A 23,499-nucleotide genomic window follows, 5' to 3' on the forward strand; every position below is an offset into this window, starting at 1 on the left:
CTAACAAAAAAGAAAGCAGCAGATATGCCGCTTTCTCGTTTCATTATGATTCTATTTTAAATTTCTTCGTAATGTCCTGAAGTTCTTCCGCCATGTTTGCCAACGTTTCCGCTGAAGAGCTGATTTCTTCCATGGACGCAAGCTGTTCTTCCGCCGAAGCTGCGATATCCTGAATGCCTGCTGAGCTTTCTTTCGCTACTGCAGAAATATCTTCAACAGCACTTGACACTTCCTGTGATCCGGCTGACAGTTGTTCAACCGTCGCGTTCAAGTTTTGCAATTCGCCGGAAATTTGGGTTGTCATCTCATAGATTTGTTTAAAGCTTTCCGCTGTTTGATCCGTAATCTGCAAGCCTTCTTTCACTTCATGATTCACGGATTGGAACATTGTAAGTGAGGTGCTGATTTCCCTGACAATCTCTTGAATTAATCCTTCAATTTCCTTGGCGGAGTCTGCTGATTGTACAGCAAGTTTTCTAACCTCTTCCGCAACTACTGAGAAACCTCTTCCGTATTCTCCCGCTCTTGCCGCCTCAATCGCAGCATTTAATGCAAGCAGGTTGGTTTGATCAGCAATGCCGTTAATCACATTCAAGATGCTTGTGATGTCTTGCGATTTTGTTTCAAGGCCCTTCACAACCGCTTCCGCTTTTTGAACGGATTGGTCAATTGTTTTCATCTGGCCGACTGTATGCTCCACCAGCTTTTCTCCGCTGCCCGCTGCCTCAGAGGACTGAATCGATGATTTCGTAATGGTTGAAGAGGCCTGAGCCACTTTTGAAATCCCCTCGTTCATTTGAGAAAGATGATTTGAGCTTGTTTCCAGTTTCTCGCTTTGTGCCTCGTTGCCATCTGAGAACTGTTCGATGGCAAGTGTAATATGTTCAGTTGCCTTGCTTGTTTGGGCTGCGCTTGCTGTCAGCTCCTCAGAAGATGAAGCGACGTTTTCTACAGACGTTTGAATAACGCCGATTACAGAACGCAATGATGCAGACATTTCATTAAAGCTTTCGCCAAGCTGGCCAAACTCGTTTTTCGAGTGAATGTCAATGACTTCTGTGAGATCTCCGCTGCTGATTTTTGCAGACGTTGAGACAAGTTTTCTTAACGGCTTGGTGATGGCACGGATAATATAGAGTATGAGTATGCCGCCGATTACTATTGACACGCATAGAATGATAACCGCAGTGTTCAGCACCGGGCTTGAAGCATCTTGCAATTCACTGACAAAATATGTGCCCGCGATTTTCCAGCCAGTCAGTTTATTTGTCGTAAAGGCCATTTTCTTTTCTTTGCCTTCGAATGTATATTCAAATGAGCCTTCTTTTTTGGAATATACTTGGTTTGTCCAATCGCCGGAACCGGTTGTCCCCGGCTTAATGGTCGGATGGGCGATATATTTTTTGTTGCCTGTCGTAATAAATGCAAAGCCTTCTTTACCGATTTTGATTCTTTTTGATGCAGTAAGCACTTCATCCAGGTTTAAATCTAGCGCTATAACCCCTGAACCGTCTTTTAATTGTTTTGAAATTGTGACAACGATATCTCCTGTCGCTTCATCGGTATACGGTTCTGAGAAAACAGCCTGTCCTTTTTCCGCAACCGCCTGTTTGTACCAGTCACGTCCTGTCGGATCGAAACCTTTCGGAACACCGCTATCCGGATATTTATAAAGCTTCTTATCTTCTGAGGCAGCATAGATTGCGCCTACATCGTCGTTAAGTGTCGTGTACTGCTTAAATTTCTCTTTCAGTAATGTTTTGTTTTTGCCTAACAATATGTCTTTATCAACTGTCTCACTATAATAATCTATTGCTTTTACTTTATCTTCTAATTTATTTTGCAGCGTACTGTTTAGTTCTTCAACATTTCCCTTTGCACTGCTTATGAGCTCTCTGTCTAACGCGTTCCAAGCTGATTGATAACTGAAATATGCTAAAACCCCAACCGGCAAAATAAGCACTGCCAGAAACGCAGCGATTAGCGGTTTGCTGATCGATGGCTGTTTGATCCATTGTATGAATTTTCCCATTCTCGTTGACTCCTCCTTTAAGATAAATCTAATATCGTCAAACTAGGATAAAAGGTTTAATAAAAAAACTAAAAAAAACACCCAAGCGCAAAAGCTTGGGTGTTAAGGCTTATTATTCAATTTTGAATCGTTTGGTCATATCCCGAAGCTCTTCCGCCATAGAGGAAAGGGTCTCTGCAGACGAGCTGATTTCTTCCATGGAAGCTAGCTGCTCTTCAGCTGACGCCGCGATATCTTGTATATGCGCTGAGCTTTCTTTTGAAATCGATGCAATGTGCTCAGACGCTCCCGAAACTTCTTCGGAGCTGGCAGAAAGCTGCTGAACCGTCGCACTCATATTTTGCAGTTCGCCGGCGATTTGGTTCGTCATTTCAGAAATGCGTTTGAAGCTCATTTCTGTTTTATCTGTGATGTCAAGTCCTGTCTGCACCTCTTGATTGACAGATTGGAACATGCCGAGTGATGTATTGATTTCCTTCACAATTTCGATGATTAATCCTTCAATCTCTTTTGCTGAATCTGCTGACTGTACTGCCAGTTTTCTTACTTCTTCCGCTACAACGGAGAAGCCGCGGCCGTACTCGCCTGCGCGCGCTGCTTCAATTGCTGCGTTTAAGGCAAGCAGGTTCGTCTGGTCTGCGATGCCGTTGATCACACGCAAAATGTTTGTAATATCTTTCGATTTCGTTTCCAATCCGCGTACGACTTGCTCCGCTTCTTTAACGGACTTGTCAATGACATTCATTTGGCCGACGGTTTGATGAACAAGCTTGCCGCCTTCACTTGCAATTTCTGTCGATTGAACAGATGAATCAGTGATCACTTCAGAAGCTTGAGCCATATTCGTCAACCCGTCATTCATTTGATAAATGTGCTCTGCTGCCGTTTCAATGTTTTCGTTTTGTTTTTCATTGCCGTTAGAAAATTGTTCAATCGCCAATGTAATGTGCTCTGTTGCCTTGCTCGTTTGCGCAGCTGATGCAGTCAGCTCCTCAGAGGAAGCGGCAACATTGTCTACCGAATCCTGGATGGCGTGTATGAGAGAACGAAGTGACGACGCCATATTGTTAAAGCTTTTGCCGAGCTCGCCCAATTCATCTTTTGAACGGATATCAATGGTTTCCGTCAAATCTCCCTCGCTGATCCGCTTAGAGGAACCGACAAGCTGTTTCAGCGGTGTTGTAATCGACCGAATGATCAATGTCATGACGATAATCCCTATGATAATAGCTGCGGCCAAGACAATTAAAGCAAGGTGAAGGACAGGCTGGGCTGCCTCATGGATTTCATCCAAATACATGGTGCCGCCGATCTTCCATCCCGTCAACTTGTTTGTGTCAAAGGCCATTTTTTTCTTATCGCCATCCATGGTGTATTGAAAATCGCCTTTATCAGCACTCAACATCTTATCGAGCCAGTCGCCTTTTAATTCAGTTCCTGATTTTTCATTCGGGTGTGCGACAACTTTTTTGTCCTTCGTCATGATAAATGCGTAGCCTTGTGTGCCGATGTTGACTTTTTTGGTTGTTTTCAGCAGATTTTCAATCGTCATGTTGATTGCGATAACGCCTGAACCATCTTTTGTCTGCTGGGCGATTGTCACAACCATCGTATTTGTCGACGCGGTTTTATAAGGGTCTGTGATCACGACTTTCCCTTTATTTGCAACCGCTTTTTTGTACCAGTCGCGTTCAACCGGATTATAGCCGCTTGGCATCGGAAGATCCGGATAGCGGGTAAAGTGCCCTTTTGTGTCACTTGTATAAATGGATTCTACATCCTTGTTAATGCTGATATATTGTGAGAATTTCTCTGCAATGCTTGCATTGCTTTTTGCATTGTATTTCTCTTTTGTCAGCCATTCGCTGAAATAATCAGCACTGTTTTCTTTTTCGCCGATGCTGGTGTTAATGATTTCGTTTAATTGCTGTACATTTTCCAATGCGCTCCCCATCATCTGTCTGTCGAGTGAGCTGCTAGCCGATTGATACGCAAAGATCGCCAATATGACAACCGGTATGATGAGGATCGACAGAAAGGAAACGAGAAGCTTCCGTGTAATTGATCTTTGTTTTATGAGTTGGAGTATTTTTTTCATCATTCATTTCTCCTTTTTTATGCTACCCTTCATATCGGCTGGAAATGGGTAAATATATACAGCAAAAAAGAAGAAATTTAACAAAAGTAACTAATTTCCCATAAATAAATAGTATTTTAGACCTATTATTTATCTACTTTAAATTGTTTTGTCAGATCACGGAGTTCTTCAGACATTCTTTCAAGCGTCAGTGCAGATGAACTAATCTCCTCCATGGATGCCAGCTGTTCCTCAGCTGAAGCGGCGATATCTTGGATGCCATCCGAGCTTTCCTTAGAAATGGCTGTGATATCATTTGAAGCTGCGGAAATTTCTTGAGCTCCCGCTGACAGCTCCTCAACCGTTGCATTCATGTTTTGCAGCTCGGAAGCAATTTGATTGGTCATTTGCGATATATGTTTGAAGCTCTGTTTAGTTTCATCCGTCATGACAAGCCCTGTTTCAACTTCTTTGTTTACGGACTGAAGCACGTTCAGTGATGTGTGAATTTCTTTTACTATTTCACTGATCAGCGATTCAATTTCTTTTGCTGAGTCAGCCGACTGTACCGCGAGCTTTCTCACTTCCTCAGCGACGACTGAGAAGCCCCGGCCGTATTCACCTGCTCTGGCCGCTTCAATGGCGGCATTTAAAGCCAAAAGATTGGTTTGATCCGCAATGCCGTTGATGACACGCAAAATATTCGTGATATCCTTTGATTTGATCTCCAGCCCTTTCACCACTTGTTCCGCTGCTTTTACGGAATGGTCAATTGTGTTCATTTGGCCGGCTGTTTTCTGGACGAGTGTCTCCCCTTTACTTGACACTTCTGTTGAATCTGCGGATGTTTCTGTAATCACTGCTGCAGCCCGCGCCAGCTCTGCCAATCCGTCATTCATTTCATTAATTTGTTCGGTTGTCGTTTCTATTTTCTCGCTTTGGCTTTCGCTGCCGTTTGAAAATTGCTCGATAGCCATCGTAATGTGCTCAGTGGCTCTGCTTGTCTGGTCTGCCGATGCAGTCAGCTCTTCGGACGATGAGGCAACGTGTTCTACTGAGTCTTTGATCCCCTGAATGAGCGAGCGAAGCGAGTGTGCCATATGATTGAAGCTCTCACTCAGAACGCCGAGTTCATCTTTTGAATTGATTTCAATCGTTTCGGTTAGATCGCCTTCACTAATTTTTTCAGCGGATGCGACAATGCGTCTCAATGGCTTTGTGATGGATCGAATCACAAAATAAATCGCCGTCATTCCAGCTCCGATGGCAATCGCCAGAACGATTGAAGCCATGATCAGAACCCTGCTTGCAGCATCGTGAATCTCGTTTGCATACATCGTGCCGCTGATTTTCCAGCCTGTTGTTTGGCTTGTTGCAAATGCCATTTTTTTCTTTTTGCCTTTGTACGTATATTCAAAGTCCCCGCTTTTATCCTTGTAGAGCTTATCAACCCAGTCCCCTTTTAGCTCTGTTCCCGCTTTTTCTCCGGAGTAGGCGATGACTTTCTTGTTTTGGCTCAAAATAAAAGCATAGCCTTCTTTTCCGATATTGATTCCTTTCGCGGTAGTGACTAAGTCATCAATTTTCATATCAATGGCGACAACGCCTGACCCATCCACCGTTTGACGGGCGATGGTGACGACCATTTTTCCTGATGAAATCGATTCATAAGGCTCAGTGACAATTGTTTTGCCTTTATTGGCCATTGCTTCTTTGTACCAATCTCGTTCCAAAGCATTAAAGTCGCTTGGCATGTCAGCGTACGGATAACGTGTGAAGTCCCCGTCTTTGCCGCTTGAAAATACCGCAGCGACATTATCATTCATTTGGATAAATTGTTTAAATTCCTGTTTCAGCTCTGTTTTCTTTTTATCCTGAAATTTTTCTGCTGTAGCCCAATCGCTGAAATATGCGAGGCTTTTTTCAGTCGTGCTGATTTTATCATCAATGATGTGATCTAATATCTGAACATTTTCCTTTGCGCTTTGCGTCATCTGTACATCAAGTGAGGCAACTGCTGATTGATAAGCGCTAACCGAAAGGGCGGTTATCGGAACAATTAAGATCAGCAGGAAAGAAATAATAAGTCTCCTTGCAATTGATGATCTGCGAATAGTGGTGAGTGTTTTTTTCATTTCCTTTTGAACCTTCTTTCAATAATTTACAAATTATATCGGCGGATCTTCCTTTAAATTACATTGAAAATGGAGGAAAAAATGAAAAATAGTTCTAAATTCACCTGTTAAACTAGGACTTTATTATTGTTTACCATATAAAAAAACAGCGCTTTGATAGCGCTGTTTTTCGGTTTTTACTCGATTTTAAATTGTTTCGTCAGATCGCGAAGCTCTTCTGCCATCTGCGCAAGAGTCGTCGCTGAGGAACTGATTTCTTCCATGGAAGCAAGCTGTTCTTCAGCTGATGCGGCAATGTCCTGGATGCTTGCCGAGCTTTCTTTCGACACGTCTGCAATGCCGCTGACTGCTGCTGAAACATGCTGTGAACGGTCTGACAGCTGCTCGACGGTGGAATTCATCGTCTGCAGCTTGCCCGCGATTTCGTTTGTCATGCTGAAAATGCTCTGGAAGCTTTCTTTTGTATTGTCTGTGACAACAAGTCCGGACTGTACTTCCTGATTGACCTCTTTAAACATGTGAAGAGAGGTGTCGATTTCTGCGACGATTTCTTGGATCAGCTTTTCGATTTCTTTCGCTGAATCGGCTGATTGGACAGCCAGCTTGCGCACCTCCTCCGCTACGACAGAGAAGCCGCGTCCTGACTCTCCGGCACGCGCCGCTTCAATGGCTGCATTTAGTGCAAGCAGATTTGTTTGGTCAGCGATTCCGTTGATGACTCTCAAAATGCTTGTGATGTCTTTTGATTTTCCTTCTAAGCCTTTGACAACAGCTTCAGCCTGCTGAACAGATTGATTAATCGAGTTCATTTGTCCGACTGTCTGCTGCACAAACTTCTCACCCGTTCCGGCGATTTCCGTTGATTGGATAGATGCCTTTGTAATATCTGACGATGTTTGTGAGACTTGCTGGAGTCCTTCATTCATTAAGTTCAGCTGATGAGAGCTGGATTCAACCTTTTCGCTTTGCTCCTCGTTTCCGTTTGAGAACTGCTCAATTGCCATCGTAATATGCTCGGTGGCTTTACTCGTCTGCCCGGCAGATGCGGTAAGCTGTTCGGAAGATGCGGCCACATTGTTCACCGAGTCCTGAATAGCGCTGATCAGCGAGCGGAGAGATTGTCCCATTTCATTGAAGCTTTCCCCAAGCTCTCCAAGCTCATCCTTTGAATGGATTTCGATCGTTTCGGTCAGATCTCCCCTGCTGATCGTTTTCGATGATTGAACAAGACGTTTTAACGGTTTTGTAATCGAACGAACGATAAACAGAATTAAAATTCCGCCTGCCGCAATGGAAGCAATCAGCACAATCATTCCTGTTGTCAGCACAGACTTTGAGGCATCCTTAATTTCATCCATATACATTGTGCCGGCTATTTTCCAACCAGTCAGTTCGTTTGTAGTATAGGTCATCTTTTTATCTTCGTTATTAAGAGTATACTGGAGTTCACCGCTGTCATTCGCATACATTTTGGCTACCCAGTCGCCTGAAAGCTTTTCTCCAGCCTTATGGTTCTTGTGGGCGACATAGGTTTTGTTTTTTGTTGCAATGAAAGCATAACCTTCTTTTCCGACCTTGATTTGTTTCATTTGTTCTAACAATTTATCAATGGTAATATCCATGGCGACAACGCCAGATCCGTCCTTCAGCTCCTGTGCAATGGTAATGACCATGCTTCCGTCACTCGCAGCCACGTAAGGATCTGTCACGACAATTTCACCGCCGGCCTTCATCGCATCCTGGTACCAAGGCCGTTGTCTCGGGTCGTATCCTTCCGGCAATTTTTCTTTTGGCGCTTGTACATAAGTGCCGTTATCTGCGCCCCCATAAATTCTGGCTACTCCTTGATTAATAGATACATATTGTGAAAATTTAGCTTTGATCTCTTCTTGATTCGATTTCCCTTTGAATGCGGATCTTTTAAGAGATTCACTGAAAAAGGTGACTGCTTTCGCTTTTTCTCCCAGATCATTTGTAACAGTTGTATTAAATGTATCGACACTGTTTTTCGCATTTCCCATAATTTCCTGATCCAGCTTTCCGCTGGCGCTTCGGTAAGAGCTAAATTCTAATATAAGAATAGGGATAATGAGAATCGCAATAAATGAGACGATTAATTTCTTTGAAATAGACGGTTTCTTCAGCCAATTGATAAAAGTCTTCATGTCACTTGCTCCTTCAGGTTTGATACAGTATATATCGGCTGCTTAAAAAAGTTTTAAAATAAAAAATGGAAGAAGTTCTTTTTGGCTGTCTTCTGCCTTTTTAACTTTCATTGCCCAAGCTCTTTGCATATCTTATAAAAAACAAGGGGGGCTAAACATGATTATTGTATCAGGACAATTGCTCCGTCCCCAGGATATTGAAAATTGGCAGATTGATCAAAATCTGAATCCGCTCTTAAAAGAGATGATTGAGACGCCTGTTCAGTTTGATTATCATTCAATTGCTGAACTGATGTTTGAGCTTAAACTGCGGATGAATATTGTAGCAGCGGCAAAGACGCTGCACAAAAGCGGGGCGAAGTTTGCCACTTTTTTAAAAACATACGGGAATACAACGTATTGGAGGGTTTCACCGGAGGGCGCCTTGGAGCTGAAATACAGAATGCCGCCTTCAAAAGCGATTCGTGACATTGCAGAGAACGGCCCGTTTTATGCGTTTGAATGCGCAACCGCAATCGTTATCATTTATTACTTGGCCTTAATCGATACAATCGGAGAAGATAAATTCAATACCAGCTTTGACAGAATTATTTTATATGACTGGCATTATGAGAAATTGCCGATATATACGGAAACAGGACACCACTTTTTCCTTGGAGATTGTTTGTATTTTAAGAATCCTGAATTTGATCCACAAAAGGCGCAATGGAGAGGCGAAAATGTGATTTTACTGGGGGAAGATAAATATTTTGCCCATGGTCTTGGAATCTTAAACGGAAAGCAAATTATTGATAAGCTGAATTCTTTTAGGAAAAAAGGAGCCTTACAGTCAGCCTACCTTCTGTCTCAGGCGACCAGACTGGATGTTCCGTCTCTTTTCCGCATCGTCCGCTAAAAAGCCCCATCGCCTATTTTCCGGACGATGGGGTTTCAAATGCCTTTCGTTTTCGATAGAAGGGGGCTGTGCCGAAATATTGGTTCGCAGCCCACTCCATTTTTTCAAGGTCATTTCTTGTCACGATTGGATCCTGGCTGCTCCATTTGATAAAGCGGACAAAATAGTAGCCTTTGATAGGAACCATTGTAACTTTTGAGTGAGGCCAGCCTTCAAATACAAACTCAATTTTCCCTCTTTTTTTATAAGAATATTGAAGAATGTTCATATCTGTCACCTCAGTTTATCAAGTTACGTTCGGCAAAGCTCGGTACGTTTACATCCATTGATTGACTATCCCTCATGCAGGCTTTCCTGAAAACAAAGGGTGAGGCGCGTGTCTCTTTCCCTCGCTTTTTATTTCGCATATGGACGAATGCCAAGCGCGCCTTCATTCGATAAAGCGGCAGCGTGGGCGGGTGTGACAAGCCCTCCGGCTCCGGCTATCGGCGCTTGTTCAGCGATCATGCTTTTGTCATAAAAAACAGCCTATTATCCCATTATTTTGATATAGCATGTCCGGGTGCGAGGGCCGTCAAATTCGCAGAAATAAATGCCCTGCCACGTTCCAAGAATGAGCCGGCCGTTTTCCACAATGACATGCTGTGAAGCTCCGACCGTACTCGACTTCATGTGTGCAGCTGTATTGCCCTCCATATGGCGGTCCAGCTCATGTTCCCACGGATATACCTCATCAAACCTTCTGAGCATATCTTTTTTGACGTCCGGATCGGCATTTTCATTAATTGTAATGCCCGCAGTCGTATGCGGACAGTAAATCAGCGCTGCGCCGCTCGTTATACCTGTTTCTTTAAGAAATGCTTCCACCTCCCGGGTGATATCAATCATTTCATCTCGTTTGGTTGTTTTGATTTGCAGTGTTTTCAGCATTTGTTTCTCCTTTCGTTTGTCCGCTCTCATCGCTTAATTCGTTCTGTGTTCTTTTTTTTCCTGTTAAACCGCTCTCATAAACCCGATAAAACAAAAAAACTCCAGTCTAAGGCTGGAGTTTAGCACCATTGATATATTCTTGCTTCATACGGCTTTAAGAGTACTGATGTCATATGCTTGTGCGGCTCTGTTTCAATATTTGACAAGACGAGTGCATCTGATGACAAAGGCAATCCAGAGTGCCTGAACAACGCCGGTGTTCCTGTCAGATTGGCCGCAATCAGTGCAGTATGGCTCTCGTTTTTCCGAAGATATGCAAAGATTTGCTGATCTTCCGGTAAAATGAGCTCGTATGTCCCGTTAATAAAAACATCATATGTTTGGCGCAGCTTGATCAAGCTTTTGTAAAAATGGTAAACGGATGTTTTATCGTTTTTTTGCGCCTCGGCATTCAGCCATTTGTAATTCTCATTGATTCCGATCCACGGTTTGGCCTCAGAAAATCCGGCGTATGGACCAGCATTCCATTGCATCGGCGTTCGCGAATTGTCTCTTCCCTTTTTCCAGACAATCTTCATCACATCCTCGTGTGATGTGCCTTTCGCTGTTTTTGTTTCATACAGGCGTTTCATCGCGACATCATCATAGTCATCAATAGATGGAAAAGCCACGTTCGTCATCCCGAGTTCCTGTCCCTGATAAATAAACGGTGTGCCTTTCATGAGAAAATAAACAGCGGAAAGCGCTTTTGCACTTTCTTTCAGGTACACTCCGTCGTCTCCCCACACAGAAACTGAACGGGGCTGGTCGTGATTCTCCATAAACAAAGCATTCCAGCCGATCCCTTCCAGACTGTCCTGCCAGTCAGTTAAAATTCGTTTAAATGCAACGATATCAATACTTTCATTGATCTCTACATCCCACAGGCCGAGATGCTCAAATTGAAAAATCATGCTGAATATGCCGTTTTTTTCTCCAGCCCAATCAGCTGCTTCTTTTGCAGCGACGCCGTTTGCTTCACCAACTGTCATAATCGGATAGCGGGAAAATGTGTTTTCCTTCAGCTCTGTTAACAAATCCATAATGCCGTCAGCATTCATATGATAAGGAAAGGAAGGGACATAGTCCAGCCCCTTTGGATTCGGCATGTCGGGAAGCCCTTCTTTTTTCTTAATATGCGTAATGGCATCCACCCGAAATCCGTCAATTCCTTTATCAAGCCACCAATTGATCATGTCATAAACGGCATTCCTCACCTGTTCATTTTCCCAATTCAAATCAGGCTGTTTTTTATCAAAAAGGTGCAGATAATACTGGCTTGTCTTTTGATCATACTCCCAAGCCGGCCCGCCGAAAATGCTTTCCCAATTGTTGGGCGCTTTTCCGTTTTTGCCATCTTTCCAAATATACCAGTCGCGCTTTTCCGAGTGTATGGATGAACGGGATTCTATGAACCATGGATGTTCGTCGCTTGTATGGTTCACAACGAGATCCATAATCAGCTTCATCCCCAGATCATGAATGTCACCAAGCAGTTCATCAAAATCTTCCATGGTGCCAAACTCGCTTAATATGTTTTGATAATCCCGGATATCATAGCCATTATCAGCATTCGGTGAGTCATACAGCGGGCAAATCCATATGACGTCAGCGCCCAGCTCTTTTATGTAAGAAAGCTTGGATCTGATTCCTTGAATATCCCCAATTCCGTCGCCATTTGAATCTTTAAAACTGCGGGGGTAAATTTGGTAAACAATAGCTTCCTTCCACCAAGCCTTTTTCATACAGCCACTCCTTCCCAGTGTACCGGTCTTATATATCCTATGTAGAAAAAAGGCTTCACAGCATTGCTTTTTAAGAAATGACTTGATGACACAAAAAACAGCCGTTCGTTCCCCGGCTGTTTTTTATTAAAAATCAGTTTTTTTAATTTCTACAAAACGGATGTGATGATCTTCGGCGTCGAGGATTTTAAATTCACAGCCCTCCGCGTGTATCACATCTCCTGCTTTCAGCTCCATTTTTTGCGTTAGAAGCCAGCCTGCAATCGTATCAATTTCTTCATTTTCAATCGCAATGTCGAGAAGGTCATTCACTTCGTCTATTAGCGCTTTTCCATCCATCACATAATGGTGCTCGCCCTTTTTCAGGATGTGCGGTGTTTCATCCTGATCATACTCATCGCGGATTTCCCCGACGATTTCCTCTATAATATCCTCTACAGTGACAAGCCCCGCCGTTCCCCCGTATTCATCTACGAGAATCGCCATGTGAATCCGCTCCTTCTGCATGCGGATTAAAAGCTGCTGAACAGGAATGCTTTCAATGACTCTGATAACGGGCCTCATGATTTGATTCAGCTTTATCGGCTGGCCGAGAAAATAAGCTTTAAACATATCTTTGCTGTTGATGATCCCTAAAATATGATCCTTGTCATCTTTGATGACAGGGTAGCGCGTATACCGTTCATTAATGATGTGATGAATCGCCTCTTCAAGCGACTGCTCCAGAGAGATAACCGCAATTTCTGTCCGCGGAATCATAATCTCTCTCGCTACCCGGTTGTCAAATTCAAAAATCTTATTTACATAGCGGAATTCAGACTGATTGATTTCTCCCTTTTCATAGCTTTCAGAAAGGATCAGCCTTAGTTCCTCTTCGCTGATGACAACCTCATGCTCCTTTACTGAATGAAAGCCAAACAATTTCACAAGAAAGCTTGCAGAGCCGTTTAATGCTTTAATAAACGGGTACGTGATTTTATAAAACCAGATCAGCGGCTTTGCAATCCATAAGCTTACAGCTTCAGCTTTTTGAATAGAAACCGTTTTCGGGGCAAGCTCCCCCATCACCACATGCAAAAAAGTGACGATGATAAATGCAACTACAAATGTGACAATGTGGTTAAACGGTTCCGGCATGCCTGTCATTGTAAATAAGGGATGAAGAAAACGTTCAAATGTAGGTTCACCAAGCCACCCAAGGCCGAGGGCTGTAATCGTAATCCCGAGCTGGCAGGCTGATAAATACTCGTCAAGATTGGAGATGATTTTATGTGCGGCTAGTGCTCGGCTGTCACCGCTTTCGATGAGCTGATTGATTTTTGAACCTCTGATTTTGACGATCGCAAATTCCGCTGCAACGAAAACAGCCGTAATGCCAATCAAAACAAAAATGGCGATCAATTGTAAAATAAGCAAAAAAAGCCCTTACCATAAATGGTAAGGGGCCACCTCCTTAACGTTAATTCTCATCACGACCGTTTAAGAAAATCATCACAAAACGAAGTAGTTCAAACAGGGAAACCAGGGCGGCGGCCACATACGTTAAGGCAGCAGCACTCAGCACTTTATTTACCCCATTTTCTTCATTGTTTCGGATGAATCCTTCTGACACAATTATCTGCTTCGCACGTGAACTTGCATTGAATTCGACAGGCAATGTAATCAGCTGGAAAAAGACAGCCGCTGAAAACAGTATGATGCCAAGCCCGATCAAATTCAGGCTGCCGAGAAGCATGCCTCCTAAGAAAAGCAAAGGAGCTACACCGGATGCAAAATTCACGACTGGGAAGATTTTATGTCTCAGCACAAGCGCACCATATGACTCCTGATGCTGCAAGGCATGTCCGACTTCATGGGAAGCTACGGATATGGCGGAAATTGAGCGGCCGTAATAGACCGGCTCAGATAAACGCACCACCCGTCTTGTCGGGTCGTAATGGTCTGTTAAAGTGCCTCTTACCGGTTCGACCGGCACGTCGTAAAGACCGTTTATATCTAAAATCCGTCTTGCCGTTTCTGCCCCTGTACGTCCGCTTGAGGCTTCCACTTTTGAATATTTTTCAAAGTTGCTCTTTACTTTAAATTGTGCCCAAAACGACAATCCCAATGCGGCTATTGTTAAAAATATAAACAGCATTTTTTCATCATCCTTTGTTCATGATCATTTCTCTATTACGATTATTTTAATGAGTTTTCTTTCCCGTGTACAGGAATGCGCTTTTTCTTCCGGCTCGGAGCACACAATCCAATCAGCAGAAAGAACAAACCGGCTGAAAACAAATAAAAGGTGAAGCTGCCGACCAGCTCTTTCAGAAAATGAAGCCAAGAGAAGCTGCCGGAAAAGTGATTATAGGAATTCAAATCGAAAATAAACAAAATCACTCCAGATGCCGCCAGCTGCGTACCGATCAAAACCACGATCGTTCTTTGAAAGATCGTCATCTTTTTCATCCTTTTTGTTTTAGTTTATGGAGAAATCCGGTTTTATATGTTTTGTACATTTTTTGAAAAACATCACCGGAAGTGGGACATACTGTTAGAAAAAAGCACGGGTGTGATGGAAGCTATGAAAGTGACGAGTGAGGAAAAGGAACAGCTGAGCACAGCAATCGACCGAATGAATGAAGGACTGGACGCGTTTATCCAGCTGTATAATGAATCGGAAATTGATGAACCGCTTATTCAGCTTGATGATGATACAGCCGAGTTAATGAAGCAGGCCCGAGATATGTACGGCCAGGAAAAGCTAAATGAGAAATTAAATACAATTATTAAACAGATTTTATCCATCTCAGTATCTGAAGAAGGAGAAAAAGAATGAAATCAAATCGGATATTTATTTCATGGCTCAGGTGGCCGTTATTTATCCGAATCGGGGTTATTATTTTATGTCTGATTCTTTTGTTCGGCCAAATCATTTATATACTTGAGCCTAAGCAGTTCACTTCGGTATTCGAAGGTATTTGGTGGGCTGTCGTTACGGTTTCGACAGTCGGTTATGGAGACTATGTGCCGCACACTCCGCTGGGACAGGCAGCCGGAATACTGCTGATTTTGAGCGGAGCAAGCTTTGTCACAGCGTATTTCGCTACGTTATCAGCGGCCGCATTCAGCAGACAGCATCGCTACATCGAAGGAAAAGTTGCTTACAAAGGCCGGGACCACATCATTCTGATCGGGTGGAATGAAAAAACAAACCGGCTTTTGAAAGACCTTCAGCTTGCCGCCCCTTCCAAAACAGTCGTACTAATCGATGAATCCTTAACAGAAGGCCCGCTTATTGAAAACGTTCATTTCATACGCGGGCACGCTGCCGATGATGGGACACTGAAACGGGCCAATATTACTGAAGCGGAATCAGTGATGATTACTGCCGATCAGTATAAAAGTGAAACTGATGCTGATATGCTGTCAGTGCTGACTCTTTTATCTGTTAAAGGGCTTAATCCCCTTGCTTACTGCATCGTCGAAATTTTGACTGACCGTTTTGTCACCAATGCGGAGCGGGCAGGCGCAAACCAAATCATCGGAACTTCAGAATTTATCAGCCGGGCGATGCTGCAGCATTACCAAGTCAAGTTACGGCCGTCTAAACAGCAGAACGGAATCAAGCTGACACTTGATCAGCATGTGGAGCTTCTTGCTGTTCCTGACGAACTAAAGGGAGCGGCTTACAAAACCTGTGTTCTCTATTTCCTTGATCACAACACAACAATTATAGGCGTACAAAAAAAGGAGGGACCGATGCTTTCCCCTCCTCTTACATACAAGGTGCTCGAAACAGACCAATTCCTTGCCATCTAGTGTAACAGAACATCCTCCAATTCTTTCACGAGAGAGGCGCCGATATCCAAAAATGCCGGATCAATTTCCGCGTCCCGCCTTTCCGGTTCGGAAAATTGATTAAACAGTGATTGGAAAGGCCCTCCCTCGGCGTGATCGTCAACATCCGCCTGAAACACCTGTCTCAGCATAAATGGCGTTCCGATCCGGACGGCCGCCCCTCGTTCATCGAGACTGCCCTGTACCGCATTGACGGGAATTCTTAAAAATAAATAGCCGTCTCTATCATCAATTTTATAATCAAAGTAGCCATGATCGTATTCCCAGCCGCCGTTTATCACATAACCGAGCGGCTTCATCACTTGTTCCAGTTCTTGAAGCAGAAAAGACTGCCCATCTATCGCGGAAGGTATTGGTATCATCAGAATGCCCCTTTTTTCACTTATCCTGTCCCGCCGAACAAGACTTCATTCAGAGGCGCCTACATGGAAATCGTTGTTTCTTTCGCGCGGCCAACAGAAAAGAAAGCGCATTCAATTAAGAAGTAAACAGCCATTGCCGCTGCAAGCCATACAGCTGAATCCCAAGACACATAAACAACCGTTGCATAGAGTCCTAATTTAGTGAAAAGAGTATGGGTTCGTTTTAAATGCAAAATCCGATGTACCGCATCGGTAAAAAGGGCAAGCGGCAAACCAATGAGAAGAAAGGCGTGGATGAAAAAATGTGACAGCGTGCCGCCAAAGCTTGAAGAAAACTCTGTATACACGGCATCAAAGGAGATAAGGAAACTTAAAATAGCTGCAGAAAAACCGGCAATGATGAGATGTTTAACCAATTGTTTCATGAACATCAGCACCTTTCTGATTTTATAAAAAGCCGACCGGCAAATGCCAGTCAGCTTTCTCACATTAATCTTCCAGACGTTTTTCAAGCTCTGCTTTTTTCTCTTCAAAGCCAGGTTTGCCGAGTAACGCAAACATATTGACTTTATACGCTTCTACACCAGGCTGGTCAAACGGATTGACGCCAAGGAGGTAACCGCTCATCGCGCAGGCTTTTTCGAAGAAATATACAAGGTATCCAAAAGTATATGCATTCAGCTCAGGAATGTTAACGATTAAGTTCGGAACATTTCCGTCTGTATGGGCAAGCATTGTACCTTGGAATGCTTTTTTGTTAACGAAATCAACAGTTTTACCGGCTAAATAGTTCAAGCCGTCAAGATCGTTATCCGCTTCCTCAATTGTCAGTTCATGTTTAGGCTTCTCTACGTTCAGGACCGTTTCGAATAAATCTCTGCGGCCTTCTTGTACATACTGGCCTAAAGAATGAAGGTCTGTTGAATAGTTCGCTGAAGAAGGATAAATGCCCTTCTCATCTTTCCCTTCGCTTTCTCCGAACAGCTGCTTCCACCATTCCGCAAAGTATTGAAGCGCCGGTTCGTAGTTGATGAGCATTTCAATTGTTTTGCCCTTATTATAAAGGACATTGCGAACAACCGCATATTGGTATGCTGGGTTATCTTCCAGTTCAGATGTTGCAAAATCTTTGCTCGCATCCAGGGCGCCTTTCATCATGTCGTCAATGTTGACGCCGCTGACAGCAATCGGCAGGAGACCTACAGCTGTTAAAACTGAATAACGGCCGCCGACATCGTCAGGAATAACGAATGATTCGAAGCCTTCTTCGTTAGAAAGCGTTTTTAATGCGCCGCGCTCTTTATCAGTTGTTGCATAAATCCGCGCTTTCGCTTCTTCTTTACCGTATTTCTCTTCAAGAAGCTTGCGGAAAATACGGAAAGCGATTGCAGGTTCAGTTGTCGTACCTGATTTAGAAATCACATTAATAGAGAAGTCAACATCTTCAAGAAGATCCATGACGTCTCTCATATAAGATGAACTGATGTTGTTCCCGATAAAAATGACTTGCGGATTGCCGCGTTTTGCTTTTGGCAAAGTGTTATAAAACGCGTGATTCAGCGCTTCAATCGCTGCCCGCGCTCCAAGATAAGAACCGCCAATGCCGACAACAAGCAAGACATCAGAGTCAGATTTGATTTTTTCCGCGCTTTTTTTGATGCGCGCGAATTCTTCTTTATCATAATGTTCAGGGAGGTCCACCCAGCCTAGAAAATCGCTGCCCGCGCCTGTTTTTTCATGGATATTATGGTGTGCTGTTTTTACAAAGTCCCGCAGATATGTAAGTTCATGTTCGTTGAAGAAAGTCAACGCTTTTGAGTAGTCAAAGCGTACATGCGTCATTGCTTGTCCCTCCATAACGGTATAATGTTTTCATCTTTCACTTTATATGAACTTATCTGTGAAATCAAGTCAAGAAGAAAGGGCGGAATGACTGGATTCCGCCCTTTGAGTTTATAGAGACGCGCGAAGGATGGCAAGCACGTCATCTTTGTTCAGTTTTTGGAAGTTGCCGAAGCCGCCGTGTTCCATTTCCTTGGCTGCGATATCAGCAATCAGCTCAAGCTTTTCTTCTCCAATATTGTAATCAGCAAGACGAGAAGGTGCACCGAGGCTTGTCCAGAACGCAGACAGTTTATCGATTCCTTCAAGCGCAATTTCTTTATCTGTTTTGCCTTCAGTATCAATGTCAAACATGTTGAGCATGAGGTTTTTGAAGCGGCCTACATTTGTATCAAGCGTATATCTCATCCAATTTGGGAACAGTATTGCCAAACCGCCCGCGTGCGGAATATCATATACAGCTGAAACAGCGTGTTCCATTGTATGAGAAGCCCAGTCACCGAAGTATCCCATTTGGAGCGTGCCGTTTAAAGCAATTGTACCAGCATACAAAATCGTTTCACGAAGTTCGTAGTTTTCCAGATCTTCAAGAAGCTTAGGAGCTGTTTCGATGACCGTCTGCAAAACAGCAAAGCACATTCTATCCTGAAGCGGCGTGTTTTCAACATTGTGGAAGTATTGTTCGAATACGTGGCTCATCATGTCAACCATGCCGTATACTGTTTGATTTTCTGGAACGGTGAACGTATTTTCAGGGTCTAAAATAGAGAAACGCGGATGAGTGACATTGCTGCCCCATACAAATTTCTCGTTTGTTTCCCAGTTTGTAATCACGGAATCAGGGTTCATTTCAGACCCTGTTGCAGCAAGCGTTAAAACAGTGCCAAACGGCAGCGCATCCTCCGCTGTTACTTTTTTGCTGAAAATATCCCAAGCGTCGCCATCGTATTTGACGCCAGCTGCGATTGCCTTTGTACAGTCAATCACACTGCCTCCGCCGACAGCAAGCAGAAAATCAATGTTATGCTCTCTGCAAAGGTCTATGCCTTTTTTCACTGTCGCAAGACGCGGGTTCGGCTCTACACCTGACAGCTCATGAACAACAGCGCCCTCTTCCTTTAAAATGCCTGTGACTTGATCATAAAGGCCGTTGCGTTTAATGCTGCCGCCCCCGTAAACAAGCAGTACATTCTTGCCGTATCGTTTGAATTCTTTTGTTAATTGTTCAAGCTGACCTTTTCCAAAAATCAGCTTTGTCGGATTATAATAAGTGAAATTTTCCATAGTAAAACCTCCAAATGATGCTGGTAAAAAACAGATTTTCCATTGTAACATAAGTTGACAAAAAGAAAAAGGGAAGCAGCCAAACGGCTATTTCCCCTTTTTTTTATAGAGATGCTTTCAAAATTGACAGCACATCTTCTTTGTTGAGTGATTTAAATTGGCCGAATGTACCGTTAGCCATTGCCTTGTCAGCAATTGTGTCAAGCTGCTCATCATTAATATCATAATCAGCAAGACGGTTCGGAGCGCCAAGGCTTGTCCAGAATGCGGACAGCTTATCGATACCTTCAAGGGCAATTTCTTCATCCGTTTTACCTGCTTCTTCAACATCAAACACGCGAACTGCAAGCTGTTTCATGCGGGCAGGGTTTTCAGACAATGTGTGTCTCATCCAATTCGGGAACAGAATCGCCAGTCCGCCGGCATGCGGAATATCATAAACGGCTGATACTGCATGTTCAATATTATGAGTAGCCCAATCCCCTCTTGCCCCCATAGAAAGCATGCCGTTTAATGCGATTGTTCCTGTGTACAGGATCGTCTCACGCAATTCGTAATTTTCGAGATCATTGATCAGCTTAGGCGCTGTTTCAATGACTGTACGCAAAAGTGATTCACACATGCGGTCCTGATACGGCGTGTTTGATACATGATGGAAGTATTGTTCGAATACGTGGCTCATCATGTCAACCATCCCGTAGATCGTGTGGTTTTTAGGTACGGTGAATGTATTCACCGGATCAAGAATCGAGAATTTAGGGAATACGAGCGGGCTGCCCCAGCCGTATTTTTCTTTTGTTTCCCAGTTTGTAATAACAGATCCTGAGTTCATTTCTGAACCAGTTGCAGCGAGAGTCAATACCGTTCCGAATGGCAAAGCATCTTTTGGCTGATGCTTTTTCGTAACGATATCCCACGCATCACCATCATACTTCGCTCCTGCGGCAATCGCTTTTGTACAGTCGATTACGCTTCCGCCTCCGACAGCCAGCAAGAAATCAATGTTTTGTTCTTTACAGATGGCAACACCTTTATTAACAGTCGACACACGAGGATTCGGTTCCACACCTGCTAATTCATGCACGGTAGCTCCGGCTTTATTCAGCTGTTCAATCACTTGATCATACAGGCCGCTGCGTTTAATGCTGCCGCCTCCGTACACAAGCAATACGTTTTTTCCGTAAGGTTTGAGTTCCTCCGGAAGTCTTTCCACTTCGCCGCGCCCGAAAATTAATTTGGTCGGATTCCAGTATGTAAAGTTTTGCATGACATCTCCTCCTTAGATTTTTTATTATGCAGAATGTCCTCACCACATGTAAAGCAATCAGCTCTCACCGATCAGCATACCAGATGGTTTTATTTTGCAAGGTGCTGGGAAAGAAGCTGATATAAGCGAGGGCAGGCCAGCTTCCCTCATATGGAGAATGCATGTATAGATTCTCCAATATGTCACAATCTATAACTGTTTTAATAATTCATGGAGGAGGTTGCAAAACATGAGTACCATTCAAAGAATTTGTCTTGTATTAACCATCATTGGCGCCATTAACTGGGGACTGATCGGATTTTTCCAATTTGACTTAGTAGCGGCTATCTTCGGCGGCCAAGGGTCAGCTCTTTCCCGAATCATTTACGGACTTGTCGGAATCGCCGGCTTAATCAACCTCGGTCTGCTATTTAAGCCAAACGAGGAAAGATCACGTGAAGAAGCAGCAAATCCTGAAATGCGATAGGATATCAATCACGCTGAAATAGGATTTTGCATGAAATCAAAAGCACCGAACATTCCTGTCCGGTGCTTTTTTTCATGCTTATTTTTTGATAAGGTCTTTGCGGTTGGACATTTCGATCCACTCTTCAAGCTTATCTTTTAATGTGTTGAAACCTTGTGGTGTAGAAGCTTCTTCGCTTACTTGAGCAGCTTTAGGTTTTCTTGGTTTGCTTTCTTTTTTCTCAGGCGCAGCTTGTGTCGCACGAATTGAAAGGCTGATTTTGCCTTTTTCTTCATCAACAGCAAGTACTTTTACTTGTACTTCGTCGCCAACTGAAAGGTGCTCGTTGATATCTTTTACGAAACCGTGAGTCACTTCAGAAATGTGTACTAAACCTTGAGTTTCTTCATCTAATGCAACAAACGCACCATACGCTTGTAATCCTGTAACTTTACCAGTGTAAACACTGCCCACTTCAAATTTTGCTGCCATTCATAACAACTCCTAAGTTAAATTAAATATCTGTTTATACGCAATTTAAAATTATATCACACATGTCTTATTTCCGCAAAGAAAACTTTTTTATAAAAAATCAGGTTTATGCACAGCAAAAAGGGGGTAAACTGAAAATACCAAAGGCTTTCTAGTATTCCCCCCTTTTATTGGATGCGAACAAAAGGTTCGTATCTTTTTTTATGTTGTTTTGTGCAGGAAGCGTTTCATTCTGACTAACGCTTCTTGAAGCTGTTCAATCGAGGTTGCGTATGAACAACGGATATATCCCTCACCGCTCGGACCAAACACACTTCCAGGAACAACGGCCACTTTTTCCTGCGTCAGTAGCTCCTCGGCAAACTGTTCTGAACTCATTCCCGTGCTTTTAATAGATGGAAAAGCATAGAAAGCGCCGCCCGGATGATGACAGCTGAGACCGATTTCATTGAGCGATTCTACAAACAGATTCCGTCTTCTTCGATAGCTTTTTTTCATTTTTTCTACGTCTTCCATGCCGTTCTTCAGGCCTTCAAGGGCGGCAAACTGCGCCATTGCAGGCGCGCACATCATCGCATACTGATGAATTTTAAGCATGGCATCCCGAAGCAAGGATGGTGCCGCGGCAAAACCGAGCCTCCAGCCCGTCATTGCAAATGCTTTTGAAAAGCCTGAGATGACTACCGTCCGTTCCTTCATTCCCGGTAATGCCGCTATACTTGTAAATTCCTCATCATATGTCAGCTCCGCGTAGATCTCGTCGGCTAAGACGATGACATCATGTTTTTTGGCAAACTCAGCAATCTCATTCAGCTCTTCCTTCGAATAAACCGAACCTGTCGGATTCGATGGTGAGCAGATGAGAATGGCCTTTGTTTTTTCAGTGACTGCCGCTTCAAAATCAGCAGCCGTTGCTTTAAATCCTTTGTCTGCCGTTGTATGAACGTGAACCGGGATACCGCCTGCCAAAGAAACAAGCGCATCATACGCCACAAAACACGGCTCAGGAATGATGACTTCCTCACCTGGATTCACAATGGCGCGGATCGCAATATCCAAAGCCTGACTTGCCCCCACTGTCACAATCAGCTCATTATCTGGCGAGTAGCTAAGATCAAACCTGTTGCTCAAATAACGGCTGATTTCCTCCCGCAATGAGTATAAACCCGCATTGGCCGTGTATGACGTATATCCTTGTTCAAGAGAGAGAATGCTTGCTTCGCGGACATTCCACGCGGTAACAAAATCAGGCTCGCCGACGCCTAAAGAAATGACGCCTTCCATCGTTGCCGCCAAATCAAAGAATTTGCGGATGCCGGATGGCTTTATTTGTTGTACATAGTCTGATAAATACGAAGTCATTTACGGTGACACCACGATTCTTTTGTCGTCGTCTCCTGTTTCAAACACTTTGCCGTCATGCTTGTATTTTTTCAGGATAAAATGGGTTGTCGTAGATACAACTGAATCAAGCGTTGAGAGTTTATCCGAAACAAAACGCGCTACGTCAGACATGGAATTGCCGCGAATCACGACAGACAAATCGTATACGCCTGACATCAGGTAAACTGATTCAACCTCTTGGAATCGGTAAATCCGTTCCGCCACTTCATCAAAACCGACGCCCCGCTTCGGCGTTACTTTGACGTCAATCATGGCCGTAACGCCCTCATGTCCGTCGACTTTTCGCCAGTCAATCATAGCGGAATAATCGATAATAACCTTTTCTTTCTCCAGTTTGTCAATAATTGTTTTCACTTCATTTACAGGGATGCCCGCCATCTTTGCGATTGTTTCTAAATCGGCGCGGCTGTTTTCGTCTAAAATTTCTAATATTTCTGTTTCTTTTTCTGTCAATTTCATTTGATTCACACCTTTGCAATGTCAAGAAATCTCAAGACATTATATCACGTTTTTTGACGAATGCTAAGAAAAAACGAGGAGAA

At 43.6% G+C, this 23,499-nt stretch carries 23 protein-coding genes and 1 pseudogene; 4 read left to right on the forward strand and 20 right to left on the reverse strand.

Annotation, left to right across the window (positions count from 1 at the left end; translation table 11 throughout):
- Positions 1 to 43 precede the first annotated feature (43 nt).
- The 5 genes and pseudogenes from tlpB to mcpB all read right to left on the reverse strand — a co-directional run bounded on the left by tlpB (position 44) and on the right by mcpB (position 8,409).
- Positions 44 to 2,032 carry a methyl-accepting chemotaxis protein gene (gene tlpB / locus KXZ66_RS16130; protein WP_038828460.1) on the reverse strand — a complete coding sequence of 663 codons (1,989 nt, stop codon included), beginning with the start codon at positions 2,030 to 2,032 and terminating at the stop codon, positions 44 to 46.
- A 112-nt stretch (positions 2,033 to 2,144) separates the two neighbouring features.
- Entirely contained in the window at positions 2,145 to 3,095 is a 951-nt protein-coding gene (locus KXZ66_RS22840; protein ID WP_369877620.1) for a methyl-accepting chemotaxis protein, read from the reverse strand.
- Positions 3,090 to 4,133 (reverse strand): annotated as a pseudogene (mcpA, locus tag KXZ66_RS22845) (methyl-accepting chemotaxis protein); the annotation flags it as partial. The pseudogene mcpA and the gene KXZ66_RS22840, both read right to left, overlap by 6 nt.
- A 122-nt stretch (positions 4,134 to 4,255) precedes the next feature.
- Complete coding sequence (tlpA, locus tag KXZ66_RS16140; RefSeq protein WP_021480475.1) at positions 4,256 to 6,244, reverse strand: methyl-accepting chemotaxis protein TlpA; 1,989 nt, start codon at positions 6,242 to 6,244, stop codon at positions 4,256 to 4,258.
- A 176-nt stretch (positions 6,245 to 6,420) separates the two neighbouring features.
- Positions 6,421 to 8,409, reverse strand: a complete 1,989-nt coding sequence (gene mcpB / locus KXZ66_RS16145; RefSeq protein WP_032726777.1) for a methyl-accepting chemotaxis protein McpB — start codon at positions 8,407 to 8,409, stop codon at positions 6,421 to 6,423.
- A 157-nt stretch (positions 8,410 to 8,566) separates the two neighbouring features.
- Between mcpB and KXZ66_RS16150 the strand changes: the two genes are divergently transcribed.
- On the forward strand, positions 8,567 to 9,304 hold the full coding sequence (locus KXZ66_RS16150) for a protein-glutamine gamma-glutamyltransferase (RefSeq protein WP_101501405.1): 738 nt from the start codon (positions 8,567 to 8,569) through the stop codon (positions 9,302 to 9,304).
- A 13-nt stretch (positions 9,305 to 9,317) separates the two neighbouring features.
- Here KXZ66_RS16150 and KXZ66_RS16155 read toward each other — a convergent pair whose 3' ends face one another.
- The 7 genes from KXZ66_RS16155 to KXZ66_RS16185 form a co-directional block, all read right to left on the reverse strand.
- Complete coding sequence (locus tag KXZ66_RS16155; RefSeq protein ID WP_003244393.1) at positions 9,318 to 9,572, reverse strand: hypothetical protein; 255 nt, start codon at positions 9,570 to 9,572, stop codon at positions 9,318 to 9,320.
- A gap of 263 nt (positions 9,573 to 9,835) precedes the next feature.
- A complete protein-coding gene (locus tag KXZ66_RS16160; protein WP_151870086.1) occupies positions 9,836 to 10,234 on the reverse strand; it encodes a secondary thiamine-phosphate synthase enzyme YjbQ in 399 nt (132 codons plus the stop codon).
- Complete coding sequence (locus tag KXZ66_RS16165; protein WP_003243642.1) at positions 10,194 to 10,328, reverse strand: hypothetical protein; 135 nt, start codon at positions 10,326 to 10,328, stop codon at positions 10,194 to 10,196. The genes KXZ66_RS16160 and KXZ66_RS16165 overlap by 41 nt, the downstream gene beginning before the upstream one ends.
- A gap of 25 nt (positions 10,329 to 10,353) precedes the next feature.
- Positions 10,354 to 12,018 carry a glycoside hydrolase family 13 protein gene (locus KXZ66_RS16170; protein WP_151870085.1) on the reverse strand — a complete coding sequence of 555 codons (1,665 nt, stop codon included), beginning with the start codon at positions 12,016 to 12,018 and terminating at the stop codon, positions 10,354 to 10,356.
- Between the two features lie 126 nt (positions 12,019 to 12,144).
- Entirely contained in the window at positions 12,145 to 13,434 is a 1,290-nt protein-coding gene (locus KXZ66_RS16175) for a hemolysin family protein (protein ID WP_038828450.1), read from the reverse strand.
- Between the two features lie 43 nt (positions 13,435 to 13,477).
- On the reverse strand, positions 13,478 to 14,155 hold the full coding sequence (locus KXZ66_RS16180) for a zinc metallopeptidase (protein ID WP_003228889.1): 678 nt from the start codon (positions 14,153 to 14,155) through the stop codon (positions 13,478 to 13,480).
- A gap of 41 nt (positions 14,156 to 14,196) precedes the next feature.
- Positions 14,197 to 14,460: a YuzI family membrane protein gene (locus tag KXZ66_RS16185; RefSeq protein WP_128740678.1), complete on the reverse strand. Its 264-nt coding sequence runs from the start codon at positions 14,458 to 14,460 to the stop codon at positions 14,197 to 14,199.
- Positions 14,461 to 14,506: 46 nt separating this feature from the next.
- On the opposite strand from KXZ66_RS16185, the gene mstX reads away from it, so the two are divergent.
- The gene (mstX, locus tag KXZ66_RS16190; RefSeq protein WP_003228886.1) at positions 14,507 to 14,839 is read left to right on the forward strand and encodes a biofilm formation protein MstX; all 333 of its coding nucleotides are present in this window, start codon (positions 14,507 to 14,509) and stop codon (positions 14,837 to 14,839) included.
- Complete coding sequence (gene kbfO, locus KXZ66_RS16195; RefSeq protein WP_003228881.1) at positions 14,836 to 15,822, forward strand: potassium channel protein KbfO; 987 nt, start codon at positions 14,836 to 14,838, stop codon at positions 15,820 to 15,822. The genes mstX and kbfO overlap by 4 nt, the downstream gene beginning before the upstream one ends.
- On the opposite strand, the gene KXZ66_RS16200 is transcribed toward kbfO, so the two are convergent.
- From KXZ66_RS16200 to KXZ66_RS16220, 5 genes are all read right to left on the reverse strand, one after another.
- Complete coding sequence (locus tag KXZ66_RS16200; protein ID WP_003228878.1) at positions 15,819 to 16,223, reverse strand: YugN-like family protein; 405 nt, start codon at positions 16,221 to 16,223, stop codon at positions 15,819 to 15,821. The genes kbfO and KXZ66_RS16200 overlap by 4 nt on opposite strands.
- Positions 16,224 to 16,282: 59 nt before the next feature.
- Positions 16,283 to 16,654 (reverse strand): hypothetical protein, encoded by a 372-nt coding sequence (locus KXZ66_RS16205; protein WP_015251349.1) that lies wholly within the window; start codon positions 16,652 to 16,654, stop codon positions 16,283 to 16,285.
- A 58-nt stretch (positions 16,655 to 16,712) separates the two neighbouring features.
- Positions 16,713 to 18,065 carry a glucose-6-phosphate isomerase gene (locus KXZ66_RS16210; RefSeq protein ID WP_003243401.1) on the reverse strand — a complete coding sequence of 451 codons (1,353 nt, stop codon included), beginning with the start codon at positions 18,063 to 18,065 and terminating at the stop codon, positions 16,713 to 16,715.
- 111 nt (positions 18,066 to 18,176) lie between these two features.
- On the reverse strand, positions 18,177 to 19,349 hold the full coding sequence (locus KXZ66_RS16215) for an iron-containing alcohol dehydrogenase (protein WP_151870084.1): 1,173 nt from the start codon (positions 19,347 to 19,349) through the stop codon (positions 18,177 to 18,179).
- Positions 19,350 to 19,452: 103 nt separating this feature from the next.
- The gene (locus tag KXZ66_RS16220) at positions 19,453 to 20,616 is read right to left on the reverse strand and encodes an iron-containing alcohol dehydrogenase (protein WP_003228869.1); all 1,164 of its coding nucleotides are present in this window, start codon (positions 20,614 to 20,616) and stop codon (positions 19,453 to 19,455) included.
- Between the two features lie 229 nt (positions 20,617 to 20,845).
- On the opposite strand from KXZ66_RS16220, the gene KXZ66_RS16225 reads away from it, so the two are divergent.
- Positions 20,846 to 21,082 (forward strand): DUF378 domain-containing protein, encoded by a 237-nt coding sequence (locus KXZ66_RS16225; RefSeq protein WP_003220771.1) that lies wholly within the window; start codon positions 20,846 to 20,848, stop codon positions 21,080 to 21,082.
- 78 nt (positions 21,083 to 21,160) lie between these two features.
- Here KXZ66_RS16225 and yugI read toward each other — a convergent pair whose 3' ends face one another.
- From yugI to KXZ66_RS16240, 3 genes are all read right to left on the reverse strand, one after another.
- Positions 21,161 to 21,553: a S1 domain-containing post-transcriptional regulator GSP13 gene (yugI, locus tag KXZ66_RS16230; RefSeq protein WP_003228864.1), complete on the reverse strand. Its 393-nt coding sequence runs from the start codon at positions 21,551 to 21,553 to the stop codon at positions 21,161 to 21,163.
- A gap of 201 nt (positions 21,554 to 21,754) precedes the next feature.
- The gene (locus tag KXZ66_RS16235) at positions 21,755 to 22,915 is read right to left on the reverse strand and encodes an aminotransferase (protein WP_003228862.1); all 1,161 of its coding nucleotides are present in this window, start codon (positions 22,913 to 22,915) and stop codon (positions 21,755 to 21,757) included.
- On the reverse strand, positions 22,916 to 23,416 hold the full coding sequence (locus tag KXZ66_RS16240; protein WP_009968070.1) for an Lrp/AsnC family transcriptional regulator: 501 nt from the start codon (positions 23,414 to 23,416) through the stop codon (positions 22,916 to 22,918).
- Between the last annotated feature and the right edge of the window lie 83 nt (positions 23,417 to 23,499).

It is taken from the genome of Bacillus sp. LJBS17 (assembly GCF_019334685.1).
Lineage (GTDB): Bacteria > Bacillota > Bacilli > Bacillales > Bacillaceae > Bacillus > Bacillus subtilis.